The sequence below is a fragment of the Calothrix sp. 336/3 genome, assembly GCF_000734895.2.
In the GTDB taxonomy this organism is placed as follows: Bacteria; Cyanobacteriota; Cyanobacteriia; order Cyanobacteriales; family Nostocaceae; genus 336-3.
In genome coordinates, this window is record NZ_CP011382.1 from 2,591,738 (window position 1) to 2,607,319 (window position 15,582).

The 15,582-nt window shown below is 41.1% G+C and carries 15 protein-coding genes; 9 read left to right on the plus strand and 6 right to left on the minus strand.

Features of this window, described 5'->3' with window-relative positions:
* Window positions 1–82 precede the first annotated feature (82 nt).
* The 6 genes from larE to arsB all read left to right on the plus strand — a co-directional run bounded on the left by larE (window position 83) and on the right by arsB (window position 5,942).
* Window positions 83–892 carry an ATP-dependent sacrificial sulfur transferase LarE gene (larE, locus tag IJ00_RS10880; RefSeq protein WP_035152913.1) on the plus strand — a complete coding sequence of 270 codons (810 nt, stop codon included), beginning with the start codon at window positions 83–85 and terminating at the stop codon, window positions 890–892.
* Window positions 893–1,076: 184 nt separating this feature from the next.
* Window positions 1,077–2,129 (plus strand): PstS family phosphate ABC transporter substrate-binding protein, encoded by a 1,053-nt coding sequence (locus tag IJ00_RS10885; protein WP_035152915.1) that lies wholly within the window; start codon window positions 1,077–1,079, stop codon window positions 2,127–2,129.
* Window positions 2,130–2,237: 108 nt separating this feature from the next.
* Window positions 2,238–2,369, plus strand: coding sequence for a hypothetical protein (locus tag IJ00_RS29920; protein ID WP_256388859.1), 132 nt, complete (start codon window positions 2,238–2,240; stop codon window positions 2,367–2,369).
* A 33-nt stretch (window positions 2,370–2,402) separates the two neighbouring features.
* Entirely contained in the window at window positions 2,403–3,416 is a 1,014-nt protein-coding gene (locus IJ00_RS10890) for an ArsJ-associated glyceraldehyde-3-phosphate dehydrogenase (protein WP_035152917.1), read from the plus strand.
* Between the two features lie 183 nt (window positions 3,417–3,599).
* Window positions 3,600–4,862 carry an organoarsenical effux MFS transporter ArsJ gene (gene arsJ / locus IJ00_RS10895; protein ID WP_035152919.1) on the plus strand — a complete coding sequence of 421 codons (1,263 nt, stop codon included), beginning with the start codon at window positions 3,600–3,602 and terminating at the stop codon, window positions 4,860–4,862.
* A gap of 15 nt (window positions 4,863–4,877) precedes the next feature.
* Complete coding sequence (gene arsB / locus IJ00_RS10900) at window positions 4,878–5,942, plus strand: ACR3 family arsenite efflux transporter (protein ID WP_035152920.1); 1,065 nt, start codon at window positions 4,878–4,880, stop codon at window positions 5,940–5,942.
* Window positions 5,943–6,197: 255 nt separating this feature from the next.
* On the opposite strand, the gene rppA is transcribed toward arsB, so the two are convergent.
* Complete coding sequence (rppA, locus tag IJ00_RS10905) at window positions 6,198–6,887, minus strand: two-component system response regulator RppA (RefSeq protein WP_035152922.1); 690 nt, start codon at window positions 6,885–6,887, stop codon at window positions 6,198–6,200.
* 143 nt (window positions 6,888–7,030) lie between these two features.
* Entirely contained in the window at window positions 7,031–7,477 is a 447-nt protein-coding gene (locus IJ00_RS10910) for a DUF29 domain-containing protein (RefSeq protein ID WP_035152924.1), read from the minus strand.
* A gap of 163 nt (window positions 7,478–7,640) precedes the next feature.
* On the opposite strand from IJ00_RS10910, the gene hisG reads away from it, so the two are divergent.
* Window positions 7,641–8,282, plus strand: a complete 642-nt coding sequence (gene hisG, locus IJ00_RS10915; protein WP_035152926.1) for an ATP phosphoribosyltransferase — start codon at window positions 7,641–7,643, stop codon at window positions 8,280–8,282.
* A 63-nt stretch (window positions 8,283–8,345) separates the two neighbouring features.
* Here the strand turns inward: hisG and IJ00_RS10920 are convergent, their stop codons facing one another.
* The 3 genes from IJ00_RS10920 to IJ00_RS10930 all read right to left on the minus strand — a co-directional run bounded on the left by IJ00_RS10920 (window position 8,346) and on the right by IJ00_RS10930 (window position 12,004).
* The gene (locus IJ00_RS10920) at window positions 8,346–9,338 is read right to left on the minus strand and encodes a Type 1 glutamine amidotransferase-like domain-containing protein (RefSeq protein ID WP_082127307.1); all 993 of its coding nucleotides are present in this window, start codon (window positions 9,336–9,338) and stop codon (window positions 8,346–8,348) included.
* A gap of 134 nt (window positions 9,339–9,472) precedes the next feature.
* Window positions 9,473–10,660 carry a glycosyltransferase family 4 protein gene (locus tag IJ00_RS10925; RefSeq protein ID WP_035152928.1) on the minus strand — a complete coding sequence of 396 codons (1,188 nt, stop codon included), beginning with the start codon at window positions 10,658–10,660 and terminating at the stop codon, window positions 9,473–9,475.
* Window positions 10,661–11,671: 1,011 nt separating this feature from the next.
* Window positions 11,672–12,004, minus strand: coding sequence for a hypothetical protein (locus IJ00_RS10930; RefSeq protein WP_035152929.1), 333 nt, complete (start codon window positions 12,002–12,004; stop codon window positions 11,672–11,674).
* A gap of 146 nt (window positions 12,005–12,150) precedes the next feature.
* On the opposite strand from IJ00_RS10930, the gene IJ00_RS10935 reads away from it, so the two are divergent.
* Both IJ00_RS10935 and IJ00_RS10940 read left to right on the plus strand, forming a co-directional pair.
* Window positions 12,151–13,131 (plus strand): DMT family transporter, encoded by a 981-nt coding sequence (locus tag IJ00_RS10935; RefSeq protein WP_082127308.1) that lies wholly within the window; start codon window positions 12,151–12,153, stop codon window positions 13,129–13,131.
* Window positions 13,132–13,206: 75 nt separating this feature from the next.
* Complete coding sequence (locus tag IJ00_RS10940) at window positions 13,207–13,722, plus strand: GNAT family N-acetyltransferase (protein ID WP_035152930.1); 516 nt, start codon at window positions 13,207–13,209, stop codon at window positions 13,720–13,722.
* Window positions 13,723–13,774: 52 nt separating this feature from the next.
* Here IJ00_RS10940 and IJ00_RS10945 read toward each other — a convergent pair whose 3' ends face one another.
* Window positions 13,775–14,665, minus strand: coding sequence for a hypothetical protein (locus IJ00_RS10945; protein ID WP_035152931.1), 891 nt, complete (start codon window positions 14,663–14,665; stop codon window positions 13,775–13,777).
* Between the last annotated feature and the right edge of the window lie 917 nt (window positions 14,666–15,582).

Here is a 15,582-nt window from a genome sequence, read left to right on the forward strand (position 1 = left end):
AATTTGTTATAGGGTTGGTTTACCTACTTCCTAAATTACGAATTAATTAAAAAATTGCCTTGTGTTGCACTGGGATAAAAAAATGTTGAGTGAAAAGTTAGAACAGCTTCAAGCAATTTTCGCAGAAATGGGGCAAGCTTTAATTGCCTATTCTGGCGGTGTGGATAGTACTTTGGTGGCAAAGGTAGCCTATGATGTTTTAGGCGATCGCGCTTTGGCAGTCACTGCTGTTTCTCCTTCTTTGCTACCGGAGGAGTTAGAAGATGCCAAAATTCAAGCCGCAACCATTGGGATTTCCCATCAGGTGGTAAAAACTGAGGAAATGGCAAACCCAAATTACACGGCAAATCCGGTGAATCGCTGCTATTTTTGCAAGAGTGAGTTACATGATACCCTCAAACCCCTAGCCCAAAAATTAGGCTATCCCTACGTTGTTGATGGGGTGAATGCAGATGATTTACAAGATTATCGCCCAGGAATTCAAGCAGCAAAGGAAAGGGGAGCGCGATCGCCACTGGCAGAAGTAAGTATCACAAAAATGGAAGTTCGTCAACTATCCCAGCAATTAGGTTTACCATGGTGGGATAAACCCGCACAACCCTGTTTAAGTTCCCGTTTCCCCTATGGTGAAGAGATTACCATTGCGAAGTTGCAACGAGTCGGGAGAGCGGAAATTTACCTGCGTCAATTGGGGTGGCAAAATCTTCGTGTACGTTCAGAAGTTGACACTGCCAGAATTGAACTACCACCGGAAAAAATTACTGAATTCGTCGTTAATACCAACCTACCGGAGGTTGTCAGCAAGTTTCAAGAACTAGGTTTTCTTTATGTCACCCTCGACTTAGAAGGTTATCGCAGTGGCAAGTTAAACCGGGTTTTACAGGTTCAGTAAATTTTGGGTTGGAAAACAACCTCAGGGGCGATCGCCGACTGTGGAGTCTACTGTCGGAGGAATCAACATGATTATTTTTGTTACGTATCAAATTTAATTGATATATTTTTGTGAATATGTAGTAAAGTTATCTCTAACGAATCAATTTTTTTTGAAATGATAAATGCGTGACTAGGTAAAGTCAATGAACGCAAATATGAAAAATATAGCTTTCACATTGGGGATGCTGGTTTTGGCAACCAGCTGCGTGAGTCAATCCGACACCACCAAACAAACGCAATCATCACCAGCAGTCAGGGAAGTTGCGACATCCGAAACCGTGGCGACAATCAAGATTGATGGTTCAAGTACGGTGTATCCGATTACGGAGGCGATCGCCAAGGATTTTCAGGCAGATAGTCAAAATCAAACTAAACCGCAAATCAACGTCAAATTTTCTGGAACTACCGCCGGATTTGAGAAATTCTGTGCCGGAGAAACGGATATTAGCAATGCATCTCGTCCCATACTCCAGGCAGAGATGGCAAAATGTGACCAAAATGGTGTACGGTTTATGGAATTTCCCATTGCCTATGATGCTCTGAGTATTGCCGTGAATCCTCAAAATACCTGGGCAAAAGAGATTACCGTTACCGAACTCAAAAAACTCTGGGAACCATCAGCCCAGGGGAAAATTACCAAATGGAATCAGCTCCGTCCATCCTGGCCCGATCGCCCGATTAATTTATACGGTGCTGGGGACAAATCAGGTACATTTGACTACTTCACAGAGGCGATCGTTGGGAAGTCACGAGCTAGCCGTAGCGATTACACCGCCAGCGAAGACGATAATAGTTTAGTGAGGGGAATTAGCCAAGACCCCAATGCCCTAGGTTATTTTGGCTACGCTTACTACGAAGAAAACCAAGCCAAAATCAAAGTTTTACCAGTAAATAATATCCTTCCCTCCAGGGAAACCGTAGAAAAATCCCAATACCAACCCCTATCCCGTCCCCTATTTATCTATGTCAACGTTCAGTCTGCCCAAAAGAAGGCAGCAGTTAAGGAATTTGTGGAGTATTACCTGGAGAAAGCCGGGAAAAAGGTAGACACCATTGGTTATGTACCCCTACCAGCAGAAGGGTATCAATTAAACTATGTCCATTTTTCTCGGGGCAAAGTCGGTACAGTCTATGCTGGCAAGTCACAAATTGGCTTAACCATGGGCGAATTATTGCGTAGGGAAGGACAGTTCTAAGTGATTGCAGATTAATTCGGTGTTGATTTTGACAGCCCATTGGAGCCGGGAAAACCCACCGATGGAATTTCCCAAGATTTTGAGAGAAAGATAATACATAAGCTGTAGGTGAGCTGGTTTGCTGGTGTCGGGAAACCTGCCACCACCACTGGGTTATCAGCATACCAAGGATTTTACGAACATAGTTATGCAAAAAGTAGGGTAAATACTCAGTATTTACGTAAATTTTGGCATTTCTAAATAGGTTGAACATCAGGAAGATTAGGTAAATACATGAGTATTCGTGTTGGTATCAATGGATTTGGTAGAATCGGCAGACTGGCTTTGCGAGCTGCATGGAACTACTCGGAAATCGAGTTTGCCCATATTAACGAAGTTAAAGGTGGGGCAGTTACAGCAGCCCACTTGCTCAAATTTGATTCCGTTCACGGACGTTGGACGCAAGAAGTAGAAGCTGGGGAAGATCGCATTCTGATTGACGGCAAACCCATAACTTTTAGCGAATATTCCCAACCTGGTGAGGTTCCTTGGGAAGAACTGGGTGTAGATATAGTCTTGGAATGCTCAGGAAAGTTTAGAACCACCGAAACCCTTGACCCTTATTTCAAGCGAGGAGTCAGGAAGGTAATTGTGGCTGCTCCAGTCAAGAAAGGAGCCCTAAATATTGTCATGGGAGTTAATAACCATCTTTACCAACCCGAAGAACACCATCTTCTCACGGCTGCTTCTTGTACAACAAATTGTTTGGCTCCAGTTGTTAAGGTAATTCATCAAGGTTTGGGAATTAAGCATGGAATTATTACCACAATCCATGACAACACTAACACTCAAACCATTGTTGATGCCCCCCATAAAGATTTACGTCGAGCCAGAGCTACTAGTTTATCTTTAATCCCCACCACCACGGGTTCAGCAACCGCGATCGGGTTAATTTACCCGGAGTTGAATGGTAAGTTGAATGGTTTAGCTGTGCGAGTACCTTTACTCAATGCGTCTCTAACAGATTGTGTCTTTGAAGTCAACAGACCAACTACCGTCGAAGAAGTGAATGCTTTGCTGAAAGCAGCTTCCGAGCAGGAACCCCTCCAAGGAATTTTGGGTTATGAGGAGCGTCCTTTAGTCTCCATAGATTATAAAGATGACCCGCGCTCTGCCATCATCGATGCCCTGTCAACAATGGTGGTCAACGAGACGCAGGTAAAAATTCTTGCCTGGTATGACAATGAGTGGGGTTATTCCAACCGGATGGTGGAACTGGCTTGTCAGGTGGCTACGAGTCTGAAGTGAGCTTGGTTGCTGCTTTTTCTGGGAACTGAATTTATCTAGTGGCTGGGAAATAAATGATGTATGCAGAAATATTAGTAACTGCATACGTCAATAGATATACGTAAAGCTTAACTTCTGCGAAAACCTTGTAGTCTGCAAATTTTTCCAAACCCTCTGCCGACCTTGTTATCACCTGATTAACCTATGAGTTCCACAACTGCTTCTAGTAATAATTTTCAGAATTATATTCTGGTGACGTTAGCTTATTGGGGGTTCACCATTACCGATGGTGCCCTACGAATGTTGGTGTTACTCTACTTCAACAAAATTGGTTATACTCCCATCCAAATTGCTTCTTTATTCCTGTTTTATGAAGTTTTTGGTATTGTCACCAACTTTTTAGGAGGTTGGATTGGTTCTCAGTTTGGACTGAAATTAACCCTTTATAGTGGCATTGGACTACAGATTTTTTCCCTAATCATGTTGTCTATGCTTAACCCTGGTTGGGCACAGTGGATTGCTGTAAGTTATGTCATGGTGGCACAGGCATTTTCTGGTATTGCCAAAGATTTAACTAAGATGAGTACCAAAAGTGCCATTCGCTTAGTTGTGCCCCAGGATGCCCAATCTTCATTGTTTAAGTGGGTAGCAATTCTTACAGGTTCCAAGAATGCCCTTAAGGGGGTTGGTTTTTTTGTTGGTAGTGCATTGCTGGGTGGATTTGGCTTTATTAATTCCCTGTGGATAATGGCTGCTGGACTATTGGCGATTATGTTCACGGGGATGCTATTACCCAAGGGAATGGGCAAAATCAAGAAAAAGGTGAAATTTAGCCAATTATTTTCTAAGAGCGAAGAAATCAATGTTCTCTCGGCTGCCCGATTCTTTTTATTTGGCTCCAGAGATGTGTGGTTTGTAGTTGCGTTACCTGTATTTTTACGTAGTACCTTAGGCTGGTCATTTTATCAAGTAGGTGGATTTTTGGCTTGTTGGGTAATTGGCTACGGTACTATTCAATCCCTAGCACCAACTTTGATTCAGCGATTTGGTTCTGGTCGTCCACCCCAAGCAAACACCGTCCAGTTTTGGACATTTACCCTGACTGTAGTTCCAGCAGCGATCGCGATCGCACTCCAAATGGGTGTGTCTGCTAATATCGTAATTATTGGTGGACTAATCGTTTTTGGCGTGGTATTTGCCTTTAACTCAGCAGTTCATTCTTACTTAGTGTTGGCTTTTACCGATGACGATAAGGTGGCGCTCAACGTCGGATTCTACTACATGGCTAACTCTGGCGGTCGTTTAGCTGGCACTGTACTGTCTGGTTTGATGTATCAACTTTTCGGTTTGGTGGGCTGTTTGTGGACATCAATGTTTTTTGTCCTCGCAGCAGCACTAGTGACTTTAAAACTACCAAATCCCAAACCAAGCAAAAATATTGCCTGGAAAGCTGGAGATGGTGATTAGAAAACTGAGGTTCCCATGAAAAAATCGACCTCGAAACGACTGTCCTTTCTTGACCGCTTCCTAACCTTGTGGATTTTTCTGGCAATGGCTCTAGGGGTCAGTCTGGGCTATTTTTTCCCCGGAATAGAAGCATTTATTAACCAGTTTCAAGTGGGAACAACGAACATCCCCATTGCAATTGGCTTGATTTTAATGATGTATCCACCCTTAGCAAAGGTGCGATATGAAGAATTAGGGGATGTATTTCGTAATAGAAAAGTTCTAGCTTTGTCCCTAGTCCAAACCTGGGTGATTGCCCCGGTGCTAATGTTTACACTTGCCATTATTTTTCTACATGATTACCCAGAATATATGACTGGATTAATCATGGTGGGAATAGCTCCTTGTATTGCGATGGTAATTGTCTGGAGTGAATTGGCTAGGGGGGATAATCAACTTACAGCTGGGTTGGTTGCCTTAAATAGTATTTTCCAAGTTCTTTTTTACAGCATTTATGCTTGGTTTTTCATCTCTGTTTTACCACCTTTATTTGGTTTAAAGGGAAGTGTTGTTAATGTTGGAATTGGAGAAGTCGCTCAAACGGTTTTTATCTATTTGGGTATTCCCTTCCTGTCAGGATTTATTACTCGCGTTGTTTTGGTCAGAGCTAAAGGAAAGTCTTGGTATCACAATGAATTTATCCCTAAAATTAGTCCCATGACTTTAATTGCCCTGCTATTTACCATCGTGGTGATGTTTAGCTTAAAAGGCAATTTAATTGTTCAGATACCTATGGATGTTGTGCGAATAGGGATTCCCCTAATCATCTATTTTCTGTTAATGTTTGTGGTTAGTTTTTACATGGCTTGGAAACTCAAAGCCGACTACGCCAAAGCTGCAAGTGTGGCATTTACCGCAGCAGGGAATAACTTTGAGTTAGCGATCGCAGTCAGTATTGCTGTATTTGGAATTAACTCTGGTGCTGCATTTGCTGCTGTAATTGGACCTTTAGTGGAAGTTCCTGTTTTAATTAGTTTGGTTAGTCTATCTTTTTGGTTCAAAAAGCATTTTTTTAAAGTATCAGAGCTAAATTCTATATAAAAGTCTTGCCTGCAAATCTGGAGATGGTAATGAGTAATGAATAATGAGTAATACCAATTTGAAAAAACAATACGACACATAGATAAAACCCCTCCCCAGCCCCCGAAATCGGGGAGGGTGCCCGATAGGGCGGGTGGGGTATCTGTCGTAAACATTTTTTGAATCGGTATAATGAGTTTGGAACTAGTAATCTATTGGATGTGGCAATTTGTAATTATCCTTAAAAGTCAGGTTAAGACAAAGTATTAAATTCATCTAATCTCCCGATATTCCAAAGCGATATCCTTTACCATAAACGCTATGGATTAAGGTTGCTTCCTCTGGAGCTTCGATTTTTCGTCGTAACAATCTCACCAAGGCTGCAATCACATTACTACTGGGCTGTTCCTCATTGTGCCAGAGGTTCTGCATAATCAGATTATGGGTTAAAAGTTGCCCAGAATTTTCCATGAAATACCGTAATAATTGACTCTCTTTTTCTGATAGTTCAATTACGCGACCATGGCGATAGGCAATTTGATTTTCTGCATCTAGTTCTATGTCTGCAACTGTTAACTTTTCTCCATTTGTGTCTGGTAACTGCAAACCAGAACGGCGTAATAATGCTCGCACCCGTGCTAATAATTCTCGTAATTCAAAAGGTTTAATCAGGTAATCATCTGCTCCTGCATCCAAACCAGCAACCCGATCATCGAGAGTATCCTTTGCTGTCAGGAAGAGAACCGGAGTAGTCATTCCTTGACGACGCAATTCCTGACAAATTTGCAAACCTGTTTTTCCCGGCAACATCCAATCTAAAATCAGCAAATCATAATTACTGGATTGGGCTAGTTGATTTCCCCTGGTGCCATCATAGGCAGCATCCACACTATAACCTTCCCGTGTCAATAAACGGGTGAGGGGGTCTGTGAGTTCTTTTTCGTCATCTACTACCAGAATTCGCATGGGAAAGCATCGATTGCAGAGAAGAGTTAATCGGAGACTGGATGTTACAAGTCTCTATTGTATTTGCTAATAGTTAGTCTTGAAATGTCAAGTAATGTCTAGCGTTGTCTAGGTTTCATATAGGAGAGGCATTGTCTTTCAACTCAGGTCGGGTTTAAATCAGTAGGAAAGCCAGGATCGCACAATTGCTCTAGGCTATAAGGGCAATATTCGGGTAGCTCTTCATAATCTAAAGGCGTTTCTTTAACCACTAAATCTAGTCCAGATTCATGAGCTTGGGTAATTGCCTCTTCCAGATAAGGCTTAAGACTAGGGTTTTCCTTCAGGAGTTGCAAAATTTCTCGCCGTTGCTCTCGAATTGCCACTCGCCAGCTTTTACTGCGCTTTTCGGGTTGGTAGTCCCACTTCAGCAAGTGCCCAATCAACACACCGAGTCGGTTTCTAAGTTCCTGTCGCTGTTGTTTTCCCAAAGACTCAATTTCCTCGACCAAATTGACAATATCCAGGTGCTTAAAATCACCCTCTTTGAGCAACTTTGACTGCTCTAACGTCCAGGCATAGAAATCAGTTTCATAGAGATTGGCTGGCATTGTGTACTCCCTTGGCTTAATTCTAATCTAGCCTCTAAATAACCCCATTGATATAATTTTGAATACGACTTCTTTTTAAGAATCTCTAGTAAAAAATGCTATCTCAGGCAGCAAACCTCGGATAATGATTTTGGTGGAATAGAAAAAATAGAAAATCATTCTCATGCTGACTGTCGCACTGCCAAAAGGGGAACTTCTGAAGTACAGTATTAAATTGCTGCAAAATGTTGGTATAGATTTTAGTGTCTTTTTAGACTCAGGTACAAGACAATTACAGATTACGGATGCCAGTGGGACAGCCACAGGATTACTAGTAAGAGCGCAGGATGTTCCTGTTTATGTGGAATATGGGCAGGCACATTTGGGTATAGTTGGGTACGATGTTATCCGTGAGAAAAAACCTCAAGTCGCACAGTTAGTTGATTTAAAGTTTGGTTATTGTCGAATGTCTGTGGCAGTGAAGGAGTCAAGTGCTTATAAAGTCCCCCTTGATTTACCTGCCCATGGACGTGTGGCATCGAAATACGTCAATTGTGCGCGGGAATATTTCCATAGCTTAGACTTACCAGTGGAAATCGTACCCCTTTCCGGCTCTGTGGAACTCGGACCCATTACAGGAATGTCAGAGGCGATCGTGGATTTAGTTTCTACGGGGCGAACATTGCGGGAAAATGGTTTGGTAGAAATTGCCAGGTTGTACGAAAGCACTGCGAGGTTAATTGTTAACCCTTTAAGTTATCGTTTGAATCAGGATAATTTGAGTGATTTGATTGCAAAAATTAGGGACGTGGCAGAAGCAAGTTAATGTTTTGACGGGCAGGGTTGCCCGTTCCACAACACAATTATACAGAGATGTTTTCCCTCTTCCCTAGTAAGGGTCTTTATCTATTTTGCCGCGTTTAACGCTTCGCAAATAGTAACCTGTAGTAGGACGGTTTCTGAGGTTGAAACTGTCACCACTACGGACACGCCAAATTTTATAGTTGGAGTAGGTGAGGGGTTGACGGGGTTTACAGACTTCGGGAGTATGGTCGGCAAGGACAAAGTAAGCGACTCCCTTACCCATAACTTTAGCCATACCGTTTTTATCTACAACTACGGATGTTCCCTCACTGACAGCGATACCTAGGGCACTAGTAGATTTACTATCTTGAATTTGTCGTGCTAGGAATGCCATTAAGCGCCCCATGCGTTCTCGTCTGTCAAAGTGGGTATCAATGACTGTGTTTTCCAGGTTGCGCCAGGAGAATAAATTATAGGTAAAGCTAATATCTCGGTAGGGGTCTTCAAGAGCGTCTTCCGTTTCAATGGCTTTACCGCAGGCTTCGTATACAAAGTTACTTTGAATCATGGCTCCGGCGCTAGTTCCTCCAATGCCACCACCGCGTTTGTAGACGGATTCGACAGCGGTTTCTAGGCGGGTATTTTGAAAATTACGAGTGTAGAGACATTGGTCACCACCAGCAAAAAAGACTACCTCTGCTTTCTGGATAGCGTTAACGACTTCGGGTTGATTGGCTTCTGCTTTACTTTTTACCAGAATGGTTTCCACAGAGTCTACACCCTGCATATCCATAATTGGTTGATTGTATCCATCATCACCTGTAGCACGGATGACAACAACATCGACTTTTTTGTCACAGTCATTACATCCGCGTACACGGTTAATCATCCATTGGATGGCTTCATCAACGTCTGCACCCCCTCCTCCGAGGTCGTATACGGGACCTAAGAGGGTTGGGTTGACATCTTGGGGATTGCCTTTGAGATAGCGCATAACCTTTGCCTCTACGGGTAATGGTAGGCAGGTTCCTGTAGTGAGTAGAAGTATAGCTGCAAGTTGTTTTGCGACTGTTCCCATTTGCTGATTCTCTGATTCAAACCCATCTAGCTTAACTTCTCTCGGTTTTTTTGTTCCTAATATCTATTTATCACCAGGGGATAGAAAGTTTACGCCAAGGTTAAAAAGATTCTCCCTAGCTTTGGTAGGATTGATTACCATTGCACTTGCGATCGCTCCTGTATTACCCGTTGATAGGTAGCTTGGGTTTGGTGGGCTAATTTCGTCCATTGGAAACGTTTTTCTAGGTCTTGGTAAGCATTATCTACTAACCACTGGCGGTATCCAGGATTTTTCAAGACTTCTAAAATACCCCAAGCGAGGGAGTCGGGGTTGTTGGTTTGGGTGACAACTCCGGTTTTGGTATGTTGTACTACTTCGGGGAAACCACCTGTATCGGATACAACTACGGGAACGTGGGAGGCAAAGCTTTCTAGGGCAACGATACCAAAGGGTTCGTAGAGGCTGGGAAAGACGGCACAGTCGGCAATAGTTTGAAATTTATCTAAGTATTCATCGGACATGAAGCCTGTAAAATAGCATTTGTGCCAGATACCTAAATCCCAAGCTTGTTTTTTCAGGTTGTCGGTATTGCCACCACCAATAATCACAAATTTGACGTATCCGCCCATTTCCGATAGGACTTTGGGGGCTGCATTTAGTAAGATGGATACACCTTTTTCGTAGGTCATACGTCCGACGTAGTAGACTATTTTCTCTTGGGGTTCAGCGTAACGCAGACGAAATTCTGGGGCGTGAAAGTCTGGATGATGTTGTTTTTTTTCGGGACGGATACCGTTGTAGATGACATCGATTTTATCCCAGGGACTTTGGAACGATCGCTCTACTTCTCGACGCATGTAGTCACTACAAACGATGATGCGCCAAGCATTAAATGCTAGAAGTTTTTCCTTGTGATGAATATAGTTTTGTACCTCAGTATAAATACCGTTATGTCGTCCGGCTTCCGTCGCATGAATTGTGGCGATGAGGGGGGTTTTGAAGGTGTGTTTCAGGGCGATCGCGGCATCTCCCACTAACCAATCATGGGCATGAATAATATCAAAGCCACTTTCTTCTAACATCAACTTACCACCATGGCTACCCATGCTGTGATTCATATTCACCACCCAATGGAAGAAATCGTCACCATTGGCAACTGGTAAACGATGTACCTTGATTCCTTCCACTTGTTCAAACATCGGTGCATTGCCAAATTCGGGCGTGATTATGTGAATTTCATGTCCCAGTTTGACTAATTCCGGGTATAGTTCTGCGACATGACGAGAAATTCCCCCAACGATGCGGGGTGGAAATTCCCAACTGAGTACTAATATTTTCATCTTTTCCAGATCCCCCAGCCCTTGACAGTTGCTAAAAATCCCAATTTAACCAAAAGTGCTAATTTTGCACCGCGATTGTTTACTTACCAGATATCTTTTAGGATTTTTTAATATTTTAAAAAAAACAGTAGCGATAAATACATTCTTCACTTAATTCGTAAACTTATTTTGCTGAAAGTGAGAAATATTTATTTATTGAAATGGAATTGTTAAACGAGGGCAGAGAAATGTCTGGGATAAAGTCTGAATTATTGCTAGTAACTGGTATGGTGGGGGCGATCGCCATGAATACAGCAAGTTGAAAGTTTACCCATGGCAAATATGTACTAGATATCAGCTAGTAGGCGGACAACTATTAGCCATAGTACCAGAAGTGATAAAAATAACGTCATCTATTTTGCGTTATGACTCATATCACAGAACTGATATAAATTCGATATAAATATGTAATCACCCTGCCTTTCTCCTGAGCAAGGAAAAAGTGCCCTTGGTTGTGCTGAAGGTATAGGCGGAAGGCTGAAAATACGACTTGACAAGATAGTACAATCTCACAAAGAAACGCTATTGAACTAGCAAAAATTTTTGTAAGTAATCCGAATTTAATCAAAGGTAGGATGTGTTCGGCATAGGCGTAACGTATAAAAGTCTTATTCTGCATAGGTTACAGTGCGCTAACCTATCTTACAGAGGTTTGATATTTAATTGCACCTTCCTACTTATAAGCGAAGTGAAGTTTCGGGAAGTAATCCCAGAATTTCGGAAGATGATATTTGTTGGGAACATTGCAATTTTACAAAAATACAATTTGTAGTGGGAGCATCTTGCTCCCTGATTTTAGAAAACGGGCTAGAAGTTGGCACTAAAAAACAATTTACGCATTTTGTAATCACCTGATTCTGCCAATTACTATAAATCCTATACAATTTACCTATACATCATTTTCTAGTCACAATATTACTCTCCAGCAACTATATGGTGGTTTGTAAAATCAGTATTATTAGTTAGATAAAACTACTTTTTAAATAAAGTTTCTAACTCTGCTTGTAACGATTGAATTTCAGCCACCCTTGTGACTAATAAATTATCATTGCCTGCATCTGTTAACCGTGCTTGCCAATAGCGAATACTCTCAGAATTATCCATCCAAAAATTAATTACTGTATTTCTGACTCCATCAATATCCCAACTGAGATGGGGTAAAGCTAAATCTATTGATGTCATTAAAGCATCTAGGGTACAACGATGGATTCCCAAATATTCGATATTCGCTGATTTTGATTGTTGTTGGTGATGGAAAAACTGCAAAACTGGAGATACACCAATAATATCAAATGTGTATTTCATCTCAGTCCTACCTCTCTAGTAATACATCTAGTATGAAAAAATTGCCGAGAACTATCACTGCTGACACTAGCACTTTCATAATGAGAGTGCTAATTTTTCGCCCAGAATTGATTAGCAATTGTTAGCTGAGAGTGCTAATTTTATTAATGGTATTAATCCTAAAATATGCAATTTTTTCTACTTTTGAAAAGGGGGTACAAGCTATTTTTAATATTTTGTTAACTTTCCCGTTAGCAGATGTGCAGGGAGAGCTTGCGGCTTTAGGGGCTGCGGGGTTGTGGGCTATAGCCTCGGTGGTGTATGGGCGTTTAGGGGCTTCTATTCCTCCATTACAGCTCAACTTGTGTAAGGGAGTGGTGGCGATCGCCTTGCTGCTATTTACCATTGCCATTACAGGACAATTTTTTCCCCATATATCTCTGCAATCGCTATCACTACTGATACTCAGTGGGATGGTTGGTATTGGCTTGGGAGATACTGCTTTTTTTGCAACTATTAATACCCTGGGAGCCAGACAAGCTTTACTGATGGAAACCCTAGCACCACCGATTACAGCTATCTTGGCACTAGCTTTTCTAAATGAGACATTAAATTCTAGGGCTTGGTGCGGTATTCTCCTGACAATTATCGGTGTAGGATTTGTTGTTACAGAACGTACTTCTCAGACAGTAATTTCTCGTAAATCATTCTATAAAGGTATCCTGTTTGGTTTACTAGCTGCCATCGCCGCCGCGATCGCCGCCGTACTTTCCCGTGCAGCTTTTGCCCAATCCGATATTAACCCCCTGTGGGCAGCACTGATACGTTTAGTGGGCGGGGTATTGATATTAATTATTTGGGGTGTATTTTCCCCTTCTCAGGAAAGGTGGCAGTTACAAAGATTACAATCAACTCCCATCCTCACTGGCATCCTGTTTGCGGCATTTTGTGGAACCTATCTAGGAATTTGGCTACAACAAATAGCCCTCAAGTTAACAGCAGCAGGTATTGCTTCCACATTATTACAGACAAGTCCAGTATTAATTATTCCCATCGCCATCTACTTAGGAGAGAAAGTCACTTGGAGAGCGATCGCGGGTGTTTGTGTGGCAATCATCGGAGTGGGATTCTTATTCTACCTGCGTTAAAGAGCAAAAAGTGAATAATTTTTGACCGTTTTCTCCTATACTTACTTTAAATTTACTTGTAAAGTAGTATCAAAAATGTGGCAATTTCGCCCTGAAACACCCGCAGATATTACCCCTATTAGCCAAGTTATCACCGCCGCTTTTTCCCAACCAGAAGAAGCATTATTAGTTGAGAAAATTCGTCAATCAGAAAACTTTATCCCTGAACTTTCCATAGTCGCAGTGGAAAATCAAGTCATTTTAGGACATATTCTCTTTAGTCGCATTTTTTTGGATACAGATCAAACTACCCTATCTGTATTAGCTCTTGCACCTTTAGCTGTCACTCCCAAAAAACAACGTCAAGGAATCGGCAGTCAATTAGTAGAAATAGGTTTATCTAAGTGCAGAGAATTGAATCATACCATTGTTCTGGTGCTGGGCAACCCAGGATTTTATCACCGTTTCGGATTTCAAACAGCCAGTAAATTTAATTTACAGCCTTCCTTACCATTCCCAGATGAGCCTTTTATGGTAATAGAATTAGTTGATGATGCATTAAAAAGTGTCAATGGCATAGTTCGCTACCCTGGATATTTTGGCGAAGTCTAGTGTTGCTGACTGAAGTGGAGAGAAAATATACAGACTTTTCCCATACCCAAAACTAGGATTCTTGTCGCCAAAAAACACACTGTTTTTGTTCTTCCGAAAAATGTGAGGCTAAAAGCTGCAACTCTGCTTCTGGTAAGGAAGACTTACAGTAAAAAGGATACCTGGGCTGACGACAGGTATAGTCATAAAATATTGTGAACCTATCTTGAGTAACAGGTATTTTTCCACGATGGAAAATATCACTAGTACTGGCAAACACAACAGTACCAGCAACCCCTGTACAAGATTTTTGCATAGAAGGAGATACAACTTTCTGCATGGTTGAATCTTGGATATAACCATGACGATATCTCAGAGAAGCCATAACTTCAGTAGTCAAAGATTGGGGAATGTACTGAAAAGGACCACAATTTTCATCAACATCATGCAAGTAAACAATAATTTTCAGGAGTTTTCTATCTTCCCCATCAATGTGCCACAATCTCGACTTCCTTTCTATCTGATTTGCTAAATCTCGACGAAAATATGCACCATGATAAGCAACAGGTAAACCTATATAATGCTCGACTATATTTAGCAGACGTTCTTGTAAACCCCAGAGAAAAATTTCTGGAAACTTTATCATCTGCTCTGGGGAAGCGTGAACTACATATTCATTTTTATCCTCACTCGAACCTACAGGAATACCTGACATCACTTTTGCAGATGCTTGCCACATTTTCTCCGTAGAAGGAATAGCAAGTGCTTCTAAAGAAGTTATCGCTACCCCTTCTTTTTTCACAGCTTCTACAATCCCTAAATCGAAGTCAGAAATAGATGGCAAGCAACTAGCATGATTTTCTTTTGCTGCGTAATAATCCAAATCTAACTGAGATTGCCAGAAGGGGATTTCATAAATATTTTGCAAGATTTTATTGCGTACCTGCTTCACAAGAGAATTCATAATGCTTGTATTGTTGATGATGATGATAGTGCCTGACTTTATTCTATGTATTTCTATGAGTCTATGCTAGAGATAAGGTTTTACCCTTTACCAAAAATTTACCTGTTCTTTATATCTCCATGAATAATATTTATTCCTAAATAAATGATTGCAATATCAAATTTCATCTAAACAACATATATCTGTCTTGCAAATAGAAAAAGGAGATATAAAGGGGGAAATGTAAATTTTCATTTTTGTTTGTATAATCATCTCGTGAATGGCTGACTTGGAAACAACAAAACAGGAAAAAGGATTTTCATCTATCCTGCTGATATACGCAAGTTCACAATAGCTATATTTAGTTCTCATCAAATAGCCAAGTTCAGGAAGATTTTTACAAAAAGTAGGATTTATTTGTCATATTTGTTGACAAACACTCAGGAAGTTAGCGATTGAAAATTTGCTACGTTCAGATAGTTTGCTGAAGACTTCATCTTTCAGTTGCACATACACCAAGAATTGTGAGTTTGCCTGTCAAAGTATGAATAAAATGCAAAGTATCATTTACATACTGTAAATTTTCTACTAACTTCTAGAAATTTTGCACTGGTATAGATGCGATACTCAGTGAAAAGCTGGATGAATTTCGGTAGTGTGACCAAATTACTGATATTTTTATACCTTGCGTTTTCCTCAGGTAAACAGTAATTTCTTAAACCCTGATTTTATCTGTCTGACGGGGAAGATGCGGATATTGGTTGGAAACCCTGACAATTAATTCGTTTTAGCTCTTTTCGCTAGTAAAATAACTAGCTAGTATACTCTACCATTAATTAACGCCTTTTTTCAAGCCTAGACAAAGTAGAATGATGGATTTATTGTCAAGTCATAATGATAGAATCAAGTTCTTTGTTGCACCCTTGAGATAGCCTGTA